The following is a 17,679-nucleotide window of genomic DNA, read 5'->3' as shown; positions in this document are numbered from 1 at the left end:
GACGCATGCCGCGTCGATCCGTCCTGCTGTCGGCACTCCTGCTGCTGGCCTCGGTCGTGCACGCCCAGCCGGCCGTGTCGCAGACCGCCACGGTCGCCGCCCCCGGCGTCGACGTCCAGCGCATCAGCACCGACCCGTACACCACGCCGAACGCCCAGCACCGCACCGAGGTCGAGCCCGACACGTTCGCCTGGGGCGACACGGTCGTGAGCGCCTTCCAGGTCGGCCGCTACTTCGACGGGGGCGCCGACAACATCGGGTGGGCCACGTCGACCGACGGCGGCCGCACCTGGCAGCACGGCTTCCTGCCCGGCACGACGCCGGTCGCCGACCCGCCCGGCCGCTGGGAGCGGGTCTCCGACCCCGTCGTCGCCTACGACGCCGCCCACGGCGTGTGGATGATCCAGAGCCTCGGCATCCGCCCCGGCAGCCCGCCCAACGACCTCGTCGTCAGCCGGTCGACCGACGGCCTCAACTGGAGCCGGCCCCGGCCCGAGGCCCCCGGCGAGCCGGGCACGTTCTACGACAAGAACTGGCTGACCTGCGACAACTGGGAGCAGAGCCCGTTCTTCGGGTCCTGCTACGGCAGCTGGGACGACGCCATCGCCGGCGGCCGCTTCTTCAACGACGTGTCGAGGGACGGCGGCCTGACCTGGAGCGAGCCCCGGCGCGTCGACGACGCCGCCGGCATCGGCGTGCAGCCGGTCGTCCAGCCCGACGGCACCATCGTCGCCCCCTACCTGTTCGGCTCGGCCATGCGGGCCTATCGCTCGACCGACGGCGGCCAGACCTGGGAGGGCTCGGTCGAGATCAGCAACGTCCGCCACCACTTCCCCGGCGCCCTCCGCGAGCTTCCGCTGCCGTCGGTGGACGTCGACGCCAGGGGCCGGATCTACGTCGTGTGGTCGGACTGCCGGTTCCGGCGCGGGTGCTCGGCCAACGACATCGTCCTCAGCCAGAGCGACGTGGGCCGCACGTGGACGACGCCCGTGCGGATCGCCACGGTGGCGTCGACCAGCAACCAGGACCAGGTCATCCCCGCCCTGGCCGTCGACCGGTCGACCGGCGGCCCCGAGGCCCGCCTCGCCCTCACCTACTTCGCCTTCGAGGACGCCAACTGCCGGCCGGGCGCCTGCCAGCTCGACGTCTGGACGACCCACTCGTCGAGCGCCGGGCTGGGCTGGAGCAGCCCCGTCCGGGTGAACGCCACGCCGATGCGCCTCTCGTGGGTGCCGGTGACGACGTCGGGCTTCATGGTGGGCGACTACGTGTCGACCTCGTTCCTCGCCGACGGGTCGGCGGTGGCCGTCGTCCCGATCGCCCTGCCCCCCGACGACGAGGGCCTCGACGTGTCCATGTACGCGGTGACCGGCATCTAGGGGCGGTACCTTCGGCGTCTCGGTCGGGGGTAGTTCAACTGGCAGAACACCGGCCTTTGGAGCCGGGTGTTGGAGGTTCGAGCCCTCCCCCCCGAACGGGCGCCGCCGACCCGGGCGCCGCGCCGGATAGAACGGGGCCATGACCGACCGTCCGCTGTCCGCCATGGTGCTCGCCGCCGGCGAGGGGACCCGCATGCGGTCGACGCGCCCGAAGCCGCTGCACCTCCTGTGCGGCCGGGCCATGCTCCTCTACGTCCTCGACGCCGCCGCCGCCCAGCCCCTGCGCCGGGCGGTCGTCGTCGTCGGCCACGGCGCCGAGCGGGTGACGAAGAAGCTCCAGGAGGACGGCCCCGACATCCTCATCGAGTTCGTCGAGCAGCGGGTGCAGCGGGGGACGGGCGACGCCGCCTCGGTCGGGCTCACCGGGCTGATGGACGACGACGAGGACGGCGGCGACGTGCTCGTGCTGCCCGGCGACACCCCGCTGCTGCGCCAGGAGACGGTCGCCGCCCTCGTCGAGGAGCACCTCAGGACCGACGCGGCGGCGACCGTGCTGACCGCCGAGCTGGCCGACCCGACCGGCTACGGGCGGATCGTGCGGGGCAAGGACGGGCGCGTCGCCCGCATCGTCGAGGAGGGCGACGCCACCGACGAGGAGCGGGCGATCGTCGAGGTCAACACGTCGATCTACTGCTTCCGCCGCTCGCTGCTGGCCCCCGCCCTCCGCCGGCTGAGCCCGGAGAACTCCCAGGGCGAGTACTACCTGACGGATGTCGTCGGCGTCCTCCACGACGCCGGCTACCGGGTCGAGTCCCTGGTGGCCACCGACCCGAGGGAGACGGCCGGGGTCAACGACCGGGTCCAGCTGGCCGCGGCCGAGGCCGAGCTGCGCCGGCGGACCAACGAGCGCTGGCTGTGCCAGGGCGTGACCATGGTCGACCCGGGCGCCACCTACCTCGACGCCACCGTGTCGCTCAGCCCCGACGTCACCCTCTTCCCCGGCGTGCTCCTCCAGGGGCGAACGGTCGTCGGCGCCGGCGCCGAGATCGGCCCCGACTGCCGCCTGGTCGACTGCGTGGTCGGGGCCGGGGCCAAGCTCCAGAAGACGGTGGCCAGCGACGCCGAGATCGGCGCCGGCGCCGTCGTCGGCCCGTTCGCCGCCCTCGACCCCGGCAGCCACGTCGCTCCCGGCGTGAGGACCGGGCCCTTCTACACTGGCCGGGCGGAGGGGACCGACTAGGGGAGGGGAGGCGCCGTGCTCCAGGTGGTGGGCGGGAAGAGCGCGCAGCCGAAGAAGACCCTGCGGCTCTACTCGGGCCGTTCCCACCGGGAGCTGGCCGAGCGCATCGCCGAGCACCTCGGCGTCCAGCTCGGCGAGGCCAACCTCCGGGAGTTCGCCAACGGCGAGGTCCACTGCCGCTTCAACGAGTCGATCAGGGGCACGGACGTGTTCGTCGTCCAGACCCACACCCGTCCGGTGAACGACTCGATCATGGAGCAGCTGATCATGATCGACGCGGCCAAGCGGGCATCGGCCAAGCGCATCACCGCCGTCTGCCCCTTCTACGGGTACGGCCGCCAGGACCGCAAGGCCGAGGGCCGGGAGCCGATCACGGCCAAGCTGGTGGCCGACATGCTGGCCGCCGCCGGGGCCGACCGGGTGGTCAGCGTCGACCTCCACTCCGGCCAGATCCAGGGCTTCTTCGACACCCCGGTCGACCACCTCACGGCCCAGCCCGTCCTCGTCGACTACGTCAAAGCCTCCGGTGCCACCGACCTCGTCGTCGTCGCCCCCGACGCCGGCCGGGTGAAGGTGGCCGAGCGGATCGCCCAGCACGTCGGGGCCGACCTGGCCTTCGTCCACAAGACGAGGGTGAAGGGGGTGGCCAACACCGTCCTCGCCAGGGACGTGGTCGGCCACGTGGACGGGCGGCGCTGCGTGGTCGTCGACGACATGATCGACACGGCCGGCACGATCGTCGCCGCCGCCGAGATCCTCGTGGACCGGGGCGCCACCGACGTGTGGGTGATGGCCACCCACGGCGTCCTGTCCGACCCGGCGACCGACCGGCTGAAGAACGCGCCGATCTCCAAGGTCGTCGTCACCGACACCCTGCCGATCGGCCCCGACAAGCTCATCGACAAGCTCGAGGTGCTCTCGGTGTCGGCCATCATCGCGAGGGCCATCGACGCCGTGTTCGAGGACACCTCGGTCTCGGAGATCTTCGGCGGCGAGAACCAGGCCTGACGCCCGGTAGGCTGGTCGGCCGTCCCGACAGAGCCGTCCGGAGGAGCGCGTCCGCATGTCTGAGGTCACCATCGCCGTCGAGACGGGCCGCTCGCCCGGTTCACGGGCGTCGAACCGCCTGCGGGCGGCCGGCAAGGTGCCGGGCGTCGTCTACGGCCACGGCACCGAGCCCGTGTCCGTGAGCGTCGACCGCCGCGAGCTCCGCCACGCCCTGAGCGGCGAGGCCGGCCTGAACGCGCTGCTCACCCTGGTCGTCGACGGCCGGCGCCGGCTGAGCATCGTCAAGGACCTCCAGCGCGACCCGGTCCACCGCGGCGTCCAGCACGTCGACTTCCTGCTCATCGACCGCGACGAGGTGCTGTCGGTCGAGGTGCCGGTCGTGCTCGAGGGCGAGGCCACGGCGGTGCTGAAGGCCGACGGCGTCGTCGAGCACGTGCTCAACTCCCTGACGGTCAGCGCCAAGCCGGGCGACATCCCCACGGCGATCACCTACGACGTCTCCACCCTCGGCCCCGGCGACACCGTGCGGGTCGGCGACCTGACCCTGCCGGAGGGTGTCACCACCGACGTCGACCCCGACGAGCCCGTGGTCAGCGCGACCGTCGCCGCCATGGACGTGCCCGAGCCCGAGGGCGAGGCCGTCGAGGGCGACATCGCCGGCGAGGGCGAGGGCGACGCCGCCGCGCCGGAGGGCACCGCGGCCGGGGGCACGGGCGCCGACCAGGGCTGATCCGGCGTGCTCGGGCGCGAGCGGCGGGGCACCCCCGCCGACCTGCTCGTGGTCGGGCTCGGCAACCCCGGCGAGGAGTACGCCGGCAGCCGCCACAACCTCGGCGCCGAGGTCGTCCAGATCCTCGCCGAGCGCCACGGCGGGCGGCTGAAGAAGGGCAGGGAGCGGGCCCTGTCCGGCGAGGTCGTCGTCGGCGGGCGGCGCATGGCGATCGCCGTCCCGGTCACGTACTACAACCTGGCCGGCGAGGCCGTCCGCCTGCTGGCCGGCCGCCACGGCGTCGACGACCCCCGCCGGGTCGTGATCGTCCACGACGAGCTCGACCTCCCCGTCGGCCGGCTGAAGGTGAAGGTCGGCGGCGGGCTGGCCGGCAACAACGGGCTGAAGTCGATCCGCCAGCACCTCCACACCGACGACTTCGTGCGGGTCCGCATCGGCGTGGGCAAGCCGCCGGGCCGGATGGACGGCGCCGACCACGTGCTGCGCCGCCCGGGCAAGGCCGAGCGCACGGAGCTCGACGTGGTCGTCCAGGAGGCGGCCGACGCCGTCGAGGCCATCCTCGCCGCCGGTCCCGAGGCCGCCATGAACCGGTACAACCAGGGCGCGGGGTGACGACGCCGCACCCGGGGTAGGGGTGCGGCGAGATGACCACGATCCCCACGATCGGGGCCGGTCCCGGCCGTCCCCTCCAGGGGCCGGCGCCCTTGCCGGCGCGCCGCGGGCCGGTCACCGACGCCCTCCTGCACCACCTCGCCCGCCCGCCCCACGAGCTGCCGCGGCTGCCCGCGGCCGTGGACGACCCGCTGTACGGGGACGACGCCGCCCTCGCCCTCTACGTCTGCTACGAGCTGCACTACCGGGGCCTCGACGGCGTCGACGACCGCTGGGAGTGGGAGCCCTCGCTGCTCCGGGAGCGGGCCCGGCTGGAGGCGGCGGCCGAGCGCCGGCTGGCCGACGAGGTCGGCCCCCGGGTGCCGGCCCGGCCCCGCGACGTGCTGCCCGCCCTGCTGGAGCTGGCCGCCGGCACCGGCGGCCCCTCGCTGTCGGGCCACGTCCTCGCCGAGGGCACCCTCGACCAGGTGCGGGAGTTCGCCGTGCACCGGTCGGCCTACCAGCTGAAGGAGGCCGACCCCCACACCTGGGGCATCCCCCGCATCCCCGGCCCCGCCAAGGCCGCCCTCGTCGGCATCCAGTTCGACGAGTACGGCGCCGGGGTGGCGTCCCGGATGCACTCCGAGCTGTTCTCCGCGACCATGCGGGGGCTCGGCCTCGACGACCGCTACGGGGGCTACGTCGACCTGCTCCCGGGCACCACGCTCGCCACCGTCAACCTCGTCTCGCTGTTCGGCCTGCACCGCCGCTGGCGGGGCGCCCTCGTCGGCCACCTTGCCCTGTTCGAGATGTGCTCGGTGGTGCCCATGCGCCGCTACCGGGACGCCCTGCTGCGCCTCGGGGCCGGCGAGGAGGCGGCCGAGTTCTACGACGTCCACGTCGAGGCCGACGCCGTCCACGAGGTGATCGCGCTGGAGGACCTGGCCGGGGGGTTGATCGTCACCGAGCCGGACCTGGCCGCCGACGTCGTGTACGGGGCGGCCGCCCTCGACGTCGTCGAGCGCCGGTTCGCGACCACGCTCCTCGGCGCCTGGCGGGACGGCCGGACGGCGCTGCTCGGGCCGGTGCCGTGGTGAGCGCGCCGCTGCTGAAGGCGACCTACCTGCTGCCGCTGAAGACGGCCGACGGCGCCGACGTGGCCGAGCTGGCCGCCTACCTGCGCGAGGTCGCCGGGGTCGTGGACGAGGTGATCGTCGTGGACGGGTCGTCGCCGGCCGAGGTCGGGGCCCACCGGGCGGCGTTCGGGCCGCTCGTGCGGGTGGCCGAGCCCGAGGAGCGGACGCTCATGGGCAAGGTCGGCAACGTCGTGACCGGTTTGCGCCTCGCCGCCCACGACCGGGTCGTGATCGCCGACGACGACGTCCGGTACACGCCCGAGCAGCTGGCGAGGGCGGTCGCCCTGCTGGACGAGGCCGAGGTCGTGCGGCCCCAGAACTGGTTCGACCCGCTGCCCTGGCACGCCCGGCTCGACACGGCCCGCACCCTGCTGGCGAGGACGACCGGTGGCGACTGGCCGGGCACGCTCGCCGTCCGCCGCTCGCTCGTGCTCGAGGCCGGCGGCTACTCGGGCGACGTGCTGTTCGAGAACCTGGAGCTGGTGAGGACCGTGAAGGCGGCCGGCGGCCGCGAGGTCGTCCCGCTCGACCTGCTCGTGCGCCGGGTGCCGTGCTCGACCCCCCACTTCCGGGGCCAGCAGATCCGCCAGGCCTACGACGAGTGGGCCCGGCCGGTCCGTCTCGTGGCGTCGCTGGCCGTCCTGCCCGCGCTGGCCGCCGGGGTGGCCGGGCGGCGGTGGAAGGCGGTCGCCGGCGGGGTGGCGGCGGTGTCGGGCCTGGCCGAGGCCGGCCGGCGCCGGGCCGGCGGGGCGGCCGTGTTCCCGGCGTCGTCGTCGCTGCTCGCCGCGCCCTGGCTGGTGTGGCGGTCGGCGTGCTCGTGGGGTGCCGTCGGCGCCCGCCTGCGGGGCGGCGCCCGCTACCGGGACACCCGCATCCGCCGGGCGGCGACCCCGATGCGCGAGCTGCGCCACCGGGTGGCCGCCGCCCGCACCTCGCCCCGCTGATCGGTCAGTCCTCGACGCTGGGCCGGAGGGAGCCGGCCCCGGGAACGAGGCTGGCGAGGTCGGCGACGGTCCGGTCGCCGAGCGGCCGGCCAGCGCGACGGTGCCGTGCCGGGGATGCCGGCGCGCCGGCAGCGCCAGTCGGTCGTCTGCCCGGACCACCCGGAGGGCGACGTCGAGCTGATCCTGGCGACGACGCGGGGCGGCGGCGACCGAGCGGCGCAGGCGTGCCGCTCGCTGTCACACCCCGTCGGTAGCCTCGGACGGGTGATGCTCGAGGCCCTGCCGCCGCTACTCCGGGGCGACCCCGCGCTGGGGTCGGTGCTCGGCCGCGCCTCGGCCGTGCTGGCCGTGCCCGAGCCGGCCAGGGCCTTCGCCGTCGCCGGCCTGGCCCACCTGTCGGGGCGGCGGCCCCTCGTCGTCGCCGTGCCGACCACCACCGACGCCGAGCGGCTGGTCAACGACCTCGTCGTCTACCTGGGGGAGGAGCAGGTCGACCTGTTCCCGGCGTGGGAGACGCTGCCCTTCGAGCGGGTCAGCCCGAACGTCGAGACCATGGGCCGCCGCCTGCGCACCCTCTGGCACCTGTCCGGCGGCACCGCCGACGGGCCCCGGGTCGTGGTCGCCCCCGTCCGCGCCCTCGTGCAGCGGCTCGGTCCCCACGTGGAGGACGTCGAGCCCATCGTCGTCCGCCCCGGCGACCAGGTCGACCCGACCGACCTCGTCGCCCGCCTCGTGCACGCCGGCTACCGGCGGGAGTACCAGGTCGAGCACCGGGGCGAGGTGGCCGTCCGCGGGTCGATCGTCGACGTGTTCCCGTCCACCGCCGACACGCCGGTCCGCATCGACCTGTGGGGCGACGAGGTCGACCGCCTGACCTCGTTCTCGGTGAGCGACCAGCGCTCGACCGGCGACCTGGACGGCGCCGAGGTCTTCCCCTGTCGGGAGCTGCTGCCGACCAAGGAGGTGCGGTCGAGGGCCGAGCGCCTGGTGGCCACCGAGCCGTGGGGCCGGGAGCACTGGGAGCGCCTGGCCGAGGGCCAGACCTTCGACGGCATGGAGTCCTGGCTGCCGTGGCTGACCGAGGGCGAGCACGTGCTGCTCGACCTCGTCGGCCCCGAGGCCCAGGTCCTGCTGGTGGAGCCCCGCCGCATGCGGGACCGGGCCGCCGACCTCCTCGCCGAGGAGGAGGACCTGGCCCGCTCGCTGGCCCGCACCTGGGGGGTCGAGGGCGACCGGCCCTTCCCCCGCCTCCACCTGCCCTTCGACCGGTTGCTGGCCCACACCGACGTGCCGGCGTGGACGGTCACCACCGCCCCCGAGGGGCCGGACGTGGCGACGGTGGCGGCCACGGGGTGGGACCCGGTGGTCGGCGACGGCAGCCGGCTCGTGTCCCAGCTGCGCGACCTGCTCTCCCGCGGCTTCCGGGTGGTCGTCGCCGCCGAGGGGGCGGGGTCGGGCGCCCGCATCCGGTCGCTCCTCGCCGAGGAGGGGGTGGACCTCGAGTTCGACGAGACGGGCGCAGCCGACGTCACCCGGCCGGGCGGCCACGTCGTCGTCGCCGGCGTCGAGCGGGGGTTCGTGCTCCCGAGCGTGAAGGTCGCCGTCCTCGGCGAGTCCGACATCACCGGCCGCCGCCGCGCCCACCGGCGGGCCCGGCCCCGCCGCCGCGACGCCGCCGGCTTCTTCGACGACCTCACCCCCGGCGCCTACGTCGTCCACCACCAGCACGGCGTGGCCCGCTACGGCGGGATGGTCAAGCGGGCCATCGGCGGCGTCGAGCGCGACTACCTGCTGCTCGAGTACCGGGGCGGCGACAAGCTCTACGTCCCGTCCGACCAGATCGACGCCGTCCGCCACTACACCGGCGGCGACAGCCCCACGCTCAACCGCCTGGGCGGGTCGGACTGGCAGAAGACCAAGAGCCGGGTTCGGGCGGCCGTGCAGGAGATCGCGCAGGAGCTGGTGGTGCTCTACCAGACGAGGGTGCACAGCGCCGGCCACGCCTTCCCGGCCGACACGCCGTGGCAGCGGGAGCTCGAGGAGGGGTTCCCCTACCAGGAGACGCCGGACCAGCTCACCGCCATCGCCGACGTCAAGGCGGACATGGAGGCGCCGACGCCGATGGACCGCCTCGTGTGCGGCGACGTCGGGTTCGGCAAGACCGAGGTCGCCATCCGGGCCGCGTTCAAGGCCGTGCAGGACGGCAAGCAGGTGGCCGTCCTCGTCCCCACCACCCTGCTCGCCCAGCAGCACTTCCAGACCTTCGGCGACCGCTTCGCCGGCTACCCCGTCCGGGTCGAGGTGCTCAGCCGGTTCCTCACCCCCGGCCAGGCCCGCAAGGTGACCCAGGGGGTGGCCGACGGCTCGGTCGACGTCGTCATCGGCACCCACCGGCTGCTCTCCGAGGACGTCCGCTTCAAGGACCTCGGCCTCCTCGTGGTCGACGAGGAGCAGCGCTTCGGGGTCGCCCACAAGGAGGCCATCAAGCGGCTGCGGACCAACGTGGACGTGCTCACCCTGACGGCCACGCCCATCCCCCGCACGCTCGAGATGAGCCTCACCGGCATCCGCGACCTCACCCTGCTGAACACGCCGCCGGCCGAGCGCCAGCCGATCCTCACCTACGTGGGCGAGTACGACGAGCGGGCGGTGGCCGAGGCCATCCGGCGGGAGCTCCTGCGCGAGGGCCAGGTCTTCTTCGTGCACAACCGGGTGCAGGACATCCACCACGTGGCCGCCCGGGTGCGGGAGCTGGTGCCCGAGGCGCGGGTGGCCGTGGCCCACGGCCAGCTCGACGAGGGCAGCCTGGAGAAGGTCGTCATCGACTTCTGGGAGGGCGAGTACGACGTCCTCGTCTGCACCACGATCATCGAGTCCGGCATCGACATGCCGACGGTGAACACGCTCGTCGTGGACCGGGCCGACCGGCTCGGGCTCGGCCAGCTGCACCAGCTGCGGGGCCGGGTGGGCCGGGCCGGGCAGCGGGCCTACGCCTACCTGTTCTTCCCGCCCGACCAGTCGCTCAGCGAGGAGGCCTACGAGCGCCTGCGGACGATCGGCGAGGCCACCGAGCTCGGCTCCGGGTTCAAGATCGCCATGCGCGACCTCGAGATCAGGGGCGCCGGCAACCTGCTCGGCACCGGCCAGTCGGGCCACGTCGCCGCCGTCGGCTACGACCTGTACTGCCAGATGGTGAACGAGGTGGTGGCCGAGCTGAAGGGCGAGGAGCTGCGGGAGCCGGCCGAGGTCAAGCTCGACCTGCCCGTCGATGCCCACCTGCCGGTCGACTACGTGGCCAAGGAGGAGCTGCGGCTCGAGGCCTACCGCCGCCTCGCCGCCGTCACCACCCAGGGCGAGGTCGCCGACATCCGGGCCGAGTGGGAGGACCGCTACGGCCCGGTGCCGCCGCCGGCCGAGGCCCTCCTCGACGTCGCCCGCCTGCGGGCCGAGTGCGTCCGCATCGGCGTGCGCGAGGTCGTCGTCACCAAGGGCCCGGCGTTCTCGGGGCCGGCGTGGACGGCCCGCATCGCCCCGCTGCGGCTGCGCACCAGCCAGACGATCCGGCTGCGCCGGCTGTCCAGGGAGGCCGTCTACAAGGAGGACCTCGGCCAGGTGCAGCTGCCGGTCAAGCGGGGGGAGCCGGTGGTCGACCGGCTGGTGTCGTTCCTGCGCGAGCTCGTGCCCGAGGAGGAACCGGCGGCCACGCCGGCGTAGTGAGTGAATGGTCCCCGGCCCATGACCCCCCTAGCATCTGACCTCCCGTGAGACGACTGCTCGCCGCCGCCACCGTCGCCTGCCTCCTCGCCGCCCTTGCCGGCTGCGGGCAGCAGGACCCCGCCGCGACCATCAACGGGCGCGAGATCACCGCCGACCAGCTCGAGGACGAGCTCGACGCCATCCGTGGCAACGACGCCTACGTCCAGGCCTTCGAGCAGAACACCCAGATCCCGGTGCAGGGCGACGGGGAGGGCACGTTCAGCCAGGCCCTCCTCGGCGAGGTGCTGCGGATCGACATCATCTTCTCGTTGATCCGCCAGGAGGTCGACCGGCGGGGGCTCGAGATCGACGACGCCGTCCGCGAGCAGGCCCGCCAGCAGGCGCTGTGCCAGCTGGCCTTCGTGGGCGGGCCGTCCGAGGAGTGCGAGACGGTCGGCGGCCCGGTGCTCGACGCCTTCCCGGAGGAGTACCAGCAGGAGCTGGTCGACCGGTGGGCGGCGGCCCTGGCCCTCGACCAGGCCCTGCGGGACGAGGGCGGCAGCGACGAGGCGGTCGACGCCTACTACCAGGAGCACGCCAACCGGTACGCCCAGAACTGCGTCTCCCACATCCTCGTCGGCTCCGAGGAGGAGGCCGACGACCTGAAGGCCCAGCTGGACGACGGCGCCGACTTCGCCGAGCTGGCCGGCGCGCACTCGACCGACACCGGCTCGGCCCAGCAGGGCGGCGAGCTGCCGTGCTCGGACCTCACCCAGTACGTCCCCGAGTTCGCCGACGCCGCCGAGCAGGCCGAGGTGGGCGAGGTGGTCGGCCCCGTCCAGTCCCAGTTCGGCTGGCACCTGATCCTCGTGACGTCCCGCGACCCGGCCCCGCCCCTCGACGAGGTGCGCGACCAGGTGGCCCAGGACGTGGGCGGGCAGTCGGACATCAACGGCTGGCTGGAGCAGGCCCTCGACGGGGCGGAGATCGACGTCGACCGGCGCTACGGCACCTGGAACCCGGCCACCGGCCAGATCGACCCGCCGGCCGGGCCGACCACGACGACCACGGCCGCCACGTCCACGCCGTTCCCGTCGGTGACGATCGAGGGCGGCGACTCGGGCACCGGCACCACGACCGCCCCTTGACCCCGGCCCCGACGCCGGGCGGCCGGGTCGTGGTCGTCGGGCTCGGCCCCGCCGGGCCGGACCTCGTCACCGCCGGCACGCTCGAGGCGCTGGCCCGGGTGCCGCCGGCGCGCCGGTTCCTGCGGACGACCCGCCACCCGTCGGCGCCCGTGGTCGAGGGGGCCGCCAGCTTCGACGAGGTCTACGAGTCGGCCGCCACCCTCGACGAGGTGTACGCCACGATCGCCGGCCGGCTGGCGGCCGTCGCCGCCGAGGGCGGCGAGGTGCTGTACGCCGTGCCGGGGTCGCCGGCGGTGGCCGAGCGGTCGGTGCAGCTGCTGCTGGCCAGGGACGACGTCGCCGTCAAGGTGCTGCCAGCGCTGTCGTTCCTCGACCTGGCCTGGGCCCGGCTCGGGGTCGACCCGGTGGCGACCGGCGCCCGGATGGTGGACGGCCACCGCTTCGAGGAGGAGGCGGCGGGGGAGCGGGGCCCGCTGCTCGTGGCCCAGTGCGACCGGCGCGACGTGCTGTCGGCGGTGAAGCTGGCCGTCGACGGCGACGACCTGCCGGCCGTGACCGTGCTGCACCACCTCGGCCTGCCCGACGAGCGGGTGGTCGAGGTGCCCTGGGCCGACCTCGACCGGGCCGTCGAGCCCGACCACCTCACCTCGGTGTGGGTGCCGCGGCTGGCGGCACCGGTCGCCGGCGAGGTGGCCCGCTTCGCCGACCTCGTCCGCACCCTGCGGCGCGAGTGCCCGTGGGACCGCGAGCAGACGCACGCGTCGCTGGCCCGCCACCTCGTCGAGGAGACCTACGAGACCGTCGACGCCATCGACGGCCTCGGGCCGGGCGGCGAGGGCGTCGACCACCTCGAGGAGGAGCTGGGCGACCTGCTGTTCCAGGTCGTGTTCCACGCCACCCTGGCCGCCGAGGAGGGCTGGTTCACCCTGGCCGACGTGGCGAGGGGCATCCACGACAAGCTCGTCGCCCGCCACCCCCACGTGTTCGGCGACGTGCGGGCGGCCACCGCCGAGTCGGTCGAGGCCAACTGGGAGCGGCTGAAGCAGGCGGAGAAGTCGCGGGCGTCGGTGATGGACGGCATCCCGGCCGGCCTGCCGGCGCTGCTGTACGCGGCGAAGGTGCAGCGCCGGGCCGAGACCGTGGGCGTCACCGCGGCCGGCGACGGGCCCGCCCCGCCTCCCACCGAGGACGGGCTCGGCGACCTGCTCTTCGCGCTGGTCGACGGCGCCCGCCGCCGCGGCCTCGACGCCGAGGGCGCCCTCCGGGCCGCCGCCAACCGGTTCAGGGCGAGGGTCGAGGCCGCCGAGGTCGCAGGCGGCGGTTGACAGGAGGCCTCCCGATCAGGCATATGTTCCGTGCGCGTCGATGGTGGCGCGTGCCCAACGTGAAGCCTGGACAACGGAGGCGGTGCCCATGTTCAAGGCCGCGAGGTCCTACCTGAAGCACGCGCTGAGCACGCTCAGCTCCGCGGTCTTCGTCGTCAGCTCGTAGGCCACACCCAGCCTCCGGCGTCCGTCGGAAAGGCGGTGTCGGATGAAGGCTGCGAAGTCGTACCTGAAGTACGCGCTGAGCGCGCTCAGCTCGGTGGTGTTCGCCGCCTACGGCTCGTAGGCCCGATCTCGGTGGGCGGGCCCCTTCGGGGGCCCGCCCCTCCGTTTCCAGCGGCAAGGAGGGAGCGTGCTCGACACCGCGGTCCGCCAGCTGCGGTACGGCGTGGCGCTGCTGAGGAACCGCCGGGTCCGCGTCGACGACCTCCGGCGCATGGTCGACGACATCCTCGCCACCCAGGCCGAGCTGGGTGTCGTCGGCGACGAGCAGCGCGAGCTCATGCAGGGCTCGGGGCTCGACCCGGAGGCGAGGGCCACCTTCGACGCCAAGCGGTGGCGGACCGTCGTCGCCAAGGCCTACGAGGAGACGGCCTGGTACCGCGACCGCCTCGACCGGCTGGGGCTCGCCCCCGCCGACCTCACCCTCGAGCGCCGGACCGAGCTGCCGCCCACGCCCAAGCAGGCGCTGCGGGCGTCCCCCGAGGCGTTCGTGTCGTCCCGCTCGTCGCCGGTGTTCCAGGCGACGACGACCGGCACGACCGGCATCCCGACCTCGATCTGGTTCTCCCGCTACGAGCTCGACCTGGCCGCCGGCCTCGCCGCCGTCTCGTTCCTGCTCACCGGCCAGGTCGGCCCCGACGACGTCGTCCAGATCTGCATCAGCTCGCGGGCCCTGCTCGGCGTGGGGAACACGGCCGCCGCCGCCCGCCTGGTCGGCGCGGCCACCGTGCTGATCGGGATGATCGACCCGGCGGAGGCGCTGTCCCGGGCCGCCCACCCGGTCCACCTGCCCGGCAAGAAGCGGCAGGTGAGCGTGCTGACCACCCACCCGAGCTACCTGGCCGCGCTGGTCGCCGAGGCGCAGCGCTCCGGGTACCGGCCCGAGGACTTCGGCCTGGAGCGCATCATCTCCGGGGGCGAGGTGCTGAGCGACGCCCTGCGGCGCCGGGCCGAGGCCACGTTCGGCGTGCCCGTGCTCGACGGCTACGCCATGACCGAGATCTTCCCGATCGCCGGCATCGTGTGCGACGAGGGCCACCTGCACATCCCCGAGGACCAGGGCCTCGTCGAGGTGCTCGACCCGGTGACGAACGAGCCGGCGGCACCGGGCCAGGTCGGCCAGTTCGTGGTCACGCCCTACTACCCGTACCGGGACACGACCCTCGTGCTCCGGCTGGCCACCGGCGACCTGGTGCGGGCGCTGCCCGAGCCGCCGACCACGTGCGAGTTCGCCGCCCTCCCGGCCACGTCGCCGCTGCTCGGCAAGGCCACCCTGTCGGCGACGGCCGGCGGCCGGCCCGTGTACCAGCGCGACGTCCTCGAGGTGCTGGAGGCCGAGCCGGCCGTGCCCCTGCCCGTGCGCTACGCGCTCGACCCGGCCGACGACGGCGTGGACCTGCATGTGCGGGTGGTCGAGGACGACGACGGCCTCCGCGACCGGCTGGAGGCGGCCGCCGCGGCGAGGGGGCTGCCCCTCCGCAAGCTCGTCCTCCACGACGACGACACGACCATGCCGCCCCCGCAGTTCATGCGGGCCTGGCTGCGGGAGACCACCATCGTCAGGGACGGGAGCGGGACGTGGGCCCTTCGCTGAGCACGATCGCCGTGGTGACCGCCCTGGTGGCGGCCACCGTCGTCGCCGCCGTCGCCTACCTGCGCCGGGTGCGGGTCCAGCGGGCCCCGGTCGGCGTCTACAACGCCAGGGACATCGTCGTGATGTCGGTGGTGCTGGTCGTGCTGCCCCCGCTCTACGTCCACCTGCCGACGGTCGCCGTCGTGGCCGTCATGGGGTTCGTGGCCGCCTTCATCACGAACTTCACCCTGACCCCGCTGCTCGGCGCCCGCCCGGCCCTGGTCGTGGCCGTGGCCGCCCTGGCCGCCGACGTCGCCCTCGCCCAGCTCCACGACGACCGGGGCCACCACCTCGCCTACCTGGCGCTGAACGACCTGCTCCTCCTCGTGATGGTCGTCGGCGTGGTCAACCTGTACGCCCAGAGCGGGATGCGGGCGAGGGAGGTGACGGTGTTCGCCGCCGGCCTCGTCGTCTACGACTTCCTCGCCACCGTGGCCTTCCCGGTCATGGTCGACTTCTTCACTCGGGTGTCGGCCCTGCCGGTGACCCCGGCGTTCGGGTGGGGCCGGGGCGGCGACGCCGTGGCCGTCGGGCTCGGCGACGTGCTGGTGGCCGTGCTCTGGACGGTGACCGCGGAGAAGGCGTTCGGGCGGCGGGCCGCCGTTGTCGCCGGCGTCACCGGCGTGGCCGGCATCCTCGCCCTGTTCCTCGCCTTCTGGGCGGACTGGCTGAACCGGGCCGTGCCGGCCATGGTCGTGCTCGGCCCCGTCATCGTCGTCGAGTACCGGTGGTTCCTCCGCCGGACCGGCGGCCGGGAGCGCTCGACGGCCCGGTACCTGGCCGAGGCGGACGGCACCCCCGACCCCGAGCGGCCCGCCCGGCCGGGTGCCGCGCCGGCCGACCTGGGCGCGGCGATCCGGCTGGCCGAGGCGGCGGGCACCGGCGGGGCGGGCCGCTACGTCGCCGTCGTCGACGGCCGGCCCGTGGCCGAGGGGCCGACCGCGGGGTCGGCCCGCAGGGCCGCCGCGGCCGCCCGGCCGGGATCGGTGCCGCTGCTCGTTTGGACCGAGGGGGTTGTCGCCACCGGGTGACCGTGCTACGCCTCTCGCGGACGCCACGTCGGCGCCCTCGAGGAAGGCGGAGGTACGCGTGAAGACGGCACGGTCCTACCTGAAGTACGCGCTCAGCGCGCTCAGCTCGATCGTCTTCGCCGCCGGCATCGGCGGCGGGTAGTCGAGGTCCGGTGCCGGCCGCCCGACCCGGCGGCCGGCACCGGCGTCTCTCCGCTCCGTCCTGAACCTCCACCAGAGGTGTAGCGTCGCGGGTCGATGAGCGCCATCGACCACCTCGTCGGCCGTGCGGTGGTCGACTCCCGCGGTAACCCTACGGTTGAGGTTGAGGTCTTCCTCGCCTCCGGGGCGTCCGGGCGGGCGATCGTGCCGTCGGGCGCGTCGACGGGCACGTTCGAGGCGGTCGAGCTCCGCGACGGCGGCGACCGGTGGGCCGGCAAGGGCGTCGACCAGGCCGTCGACCACGTGAACGGCGAGATCCTGGACGCCGTGGTCGGCCTCGACGGGCTCGAGCAGCGCGAGCTCGACCGGCGCCTCGTCGACCTCGACGGCACCGACAACAAGGCCCGCCTCGGCGCCAACGCCATCCTCGGGGTGTCCCTCGCCGTCGCCAAGGCGGCGGCCGACGAGCTCGACCTGCCGCTCTACCGCTACGTCGGCGGCGTGAACGCGCACGTGCTGCCGGTGCCGATGCTGAACGTCGTCAACGGCGGCGCCCACGCCGACAACACCCTCGACGTGCAGGAGTTCATGGTCCTGCCGGTCGGCGCGGCTTCGTTCTCCGAGGCCCTCCGGTGGGGCGCCGAGCTGTACCACGCGCTGAAGGGGATCCTGAAGGCCCGGCACCTGAGCACCGGCCTCGGCGACGAGGGCGGCTTCGCCCCGGACCTCGGCGCCAACGAGGACGCCCTCGCCTTCCTGGAGGACGCCATCGAGGCGGCCGGCCTCCGGCCCGGGCAGGACCTCGCCCTCGCCCTCGACGTGGCCGCCAGCGAGGTGTTCGAGGACGGCCGCTACCGGCTGGCCGGCGAGGGCCGCGACCTGTCGCCCGACGAGATGGTCGACTGGCTCACCGGGCTCTGCGACCGCCACCCGATCGTGTCGATCGAGGACGGCATGGCCGAGGACGACTGGGACGGGTGGGCGGCGCTCACCGCCTCGCTCGGCGACCGGGTCCAGCTCGTGGGCGACGACCTGTTCGTCACCAACGTCGAGCGGCTCACGAGGGGCATCGAGGCCGGCGTGGCCAACTCGATCCTCGTCAAGGTCAACCAGATCGGCACGCTCACCGAGACCCTCGAGACCATGGCCGTCGCCGGGCGGGCCGGGTACACGGCGGTCATGTCCCACCGGTCGGGCGAGACCGAGGACACGACGATCGCCGACCTCGCCGTCGCCACCAACTGCGGCCTGATCAAGACCGGCGCGCCGGCCCGCTCCGACCGGGTGGCCAAGTACAACCAGCTCCTCCGCATCGAGGAGGACCTGGGCGAGGCCGCCGTCTACCGGGGCGGCGCGGCGCTGGCCAGGGGGGTGCCGGAGGCGCCGTGAGCGCCGGCGACCTCCGCGCCCGGCTGGCCGCCGTCGCCGGCCGGCTGCCCCGCCCCCGCCTGCCGC

The 17,679-nt window shown here is 74.5% G+C and carries 13 protein-coding genes and 1 tRNA gene; all 14 read left to right on the top strand.

Translation table 11 applies throughout. From position 1 onward, the window contains the following. The first annotated feature begins 5 nt into the window (after positions 1 to 5). On the top strand, positions 6 to 1,379 hold the full coding sequence (locus VGB14_19045) for a sialidase family protein (protein ID HEX9995029.1): 1,374 nt from the start codon (positions 6 to 8) through the stop codon (positions 1,377 to 1,379). Between the two features lie 23 nt (positions 1,380 to 1,402). Continuing rightward, a tRNA-Gln gene (locus VGB14_19040) sits at positions 1,403 to 1,475 on the top strand. A 43-nt stretch (positions 1,476 to 1,518) separates the two neighbouring features. Further along, positions 1,519 to 2,619: an NTP transferase domain-containing protein gene (locus tag VGB14_19035; GenBank protein HEX9995028.1), complete on the top strand. Its 1,101-nt coding sequence runs from the start codon at positions 1,519 to 1,521 to the stop codon at positions 2,617 to 2,619. A 15-nt stretch (positions 2,620 to 2,634) separates the two neighbouring features. Further along, positions 2,635 to 3,627, top strand: a complete 993-nt coding sequence (locus VGB14_19030; protein ID HEX9995027.1) for a ribose-phosphate diphosphokinase — start codon at positions 2,635 to 2,637, stop codon at positions 3,625 to 3,627. Between the two features lie 55 nt (positions 3,628 to 3,682). After that, positions 3,683 to 4,357 (top strand): 50S ribosomal protein L25, encoded by a 675-nt coding sequence (locus VGB14_19025; protein HEX9995026.1) that lies wholly within the window; start codon positions 3,683 to 3,685, stop codon positions 4,355 to 4,357. 6 nt (positions 4,358 to 4,363) lie between these two features. Then, positions 4,364 to 4,969 carry an aminoacyl-tRNA hydrolase gene (gene pth, locus VGB14_19020; GenBank protein HEX9995025.1) on the top strand — a complete coding sequence of 202 codons (606 nt, stop codon included), beginning with the start codon at positions 4,364 to 4,366 and terminating at the stop codon, positions 4,967 to 4,969. A 32-nt stretch (positions 4,970 to 5,001) separates the two neighbouring features. Next, a complete protein-coding gene (locus tag VGB14_19015; protein HEX9995024.1) occupies positions 5,002 to 6,045 on the top strand; it encodes an iron-containing redox enzyme family protein in 1,044 nt (347 codons plus the stop codon). Continuing rightward, positions 6,042 to 7,028 carry a glycosyltransferase family 2 protein gene (locus VGB14_19010; protein ID HEX9995023.1) on the top strand — a complete coding sequence of 329 codons (987 nt, stop codon included), beginning with the start codon at positions 6,042 to 6,044 and terminating at the stop codon, positions 7,026 to 7,028. The genes VGB14_19015 and VGB14_19010 overlap by 4 nt, the downstream gene beginning before the upstream one ends. Positions 7,029 to 7,142: 114 nt before the next feature. After that, on the top strand, positions 7,143 to 10,742 hold the full coding sequence (mfd, locus tag VGB14_19005; protein ID HEX9995022.1) for a transcription-repair coupling factor: 3,600 nt from the start codon (positions 7,143 to 7,145) through the stop codon (positions 10,740 to 10,742). A 47-nt stretch (positions 10,743 to 10,789) separates the two neighbouring features. Next, positions 10,790 to 11,872, top strand: coding sequence for a peptidylprolyl isomerase (locus tag VGB14_19000; protein ID HEX9995021.1), 1,083 nt, complete (start codon positions 10,790 to 10,792; stop codon positions 11,870 to 11,872). After that, positions 11,869 to 13,197, top strand: a complete 1,329-nt coding sequence (locus VGB14_18995; GenBank protein HEX9995020.1) for a MazG family protein — start codon at positions 11,869 to 11,871, stop codon at positions 13,195 to 13,197. The genes VGB14_19000 and VGB14_18995 overlap by 4 nt, the downstream gene beginning before the upstream one ends. A gap of 352 nt (positions 13,198 to 13,549) precedes the next feature. Continuing rightward, on the top strand, positions 13,550 to 15,013 hold the full coding sequence (locus tag VGB14_18990) for an AMP-binding protein (protein HEX9995019.1): 1,464 nt from the start codon (positions 13,550 to 13,552) through the stop codon (positions 15,011 to 15,013). A gap of 14 nt (positions 15,014 to 15,027) precedes the next feature. Beyond that, positions 15,028 to 16,083, top strand: a complete 1,056-nt coding sequence (locus VGB14_18985; GenBank protein HEX9995018.1) for a hypothetical protein — start codon at positions 15,028 to 15,030, stop codon at positions 16,081 to 16,083. Between the two features lie 237 nt (positions 16,084 to 16,320). Next, complete coding sequence (gene eno, locus VGB14_18980) at positions 16,321 to 17,613, top strand: phosphopyruvate hydratase (GenBank protein ID HEX9995017.1); 1,293 nt, start codon at positions 16,321 to 16,323, stop codon at positions 17,611 to 17,613. Positions 17,614 to 17,679: the final 66 nt, after the last annotated feature.

The sequence above is a fragment of the Acidimicrobiales bacterium genome (assembly GCA_036399815.1).
In the GTDB taxonomy this organism is placed as follows: domain Bacteria; phylum Actinomycetota; class Acidimicrobiia; order Acidimicrobiales; family DASWMK01; genus DASWMK01.
This window is presented reverse-complemented; position numbering and strand designations above follow the sequence as displayed.

Coding starts and splice junctions, on each gene's coding strand:
- VGB14_19045 (HEX9995029.1), top strand. CDS start 6: ATGCCGCGTCGATCCGTCCTGCTGTCGGCACTCCTGCTGCTGGCCTCG.
- mfd (HEX9995022.1), top strand. CDS start 7,143: ATGCCGGCGCGCCGGCAGCGCCAGTCGGTCGTCTGCCCGGACCACCCG.
- eno (HEX9995017.1), top strand. CDS start 16,321: ATGAGCGCCATCGACCACCTCGTCGGCCGTGCGGTGGTCGACTCCCGC.
- VGB14_19035 (HEX9995028.1), top strand. CDS start 1,519: ATGACCGACCGTCCGCTGTCCGCCATGGTGCTCGCCGCCGGCGAGGGG.
- VGB14_19025 (HEX9995026.1), top strand. CDS start 3,683: ATGTCTGAGGTCACCATCGCCGTCGAGACGGGCCGCTCGCCCGGTTCA.
- VGB14_19015 (HEX9995024.1), top strand. CDS start 5,002: ATGACCACGATCCCCACGATCGGGGCCGGTCCCGGCCGTCCCCTCCAG.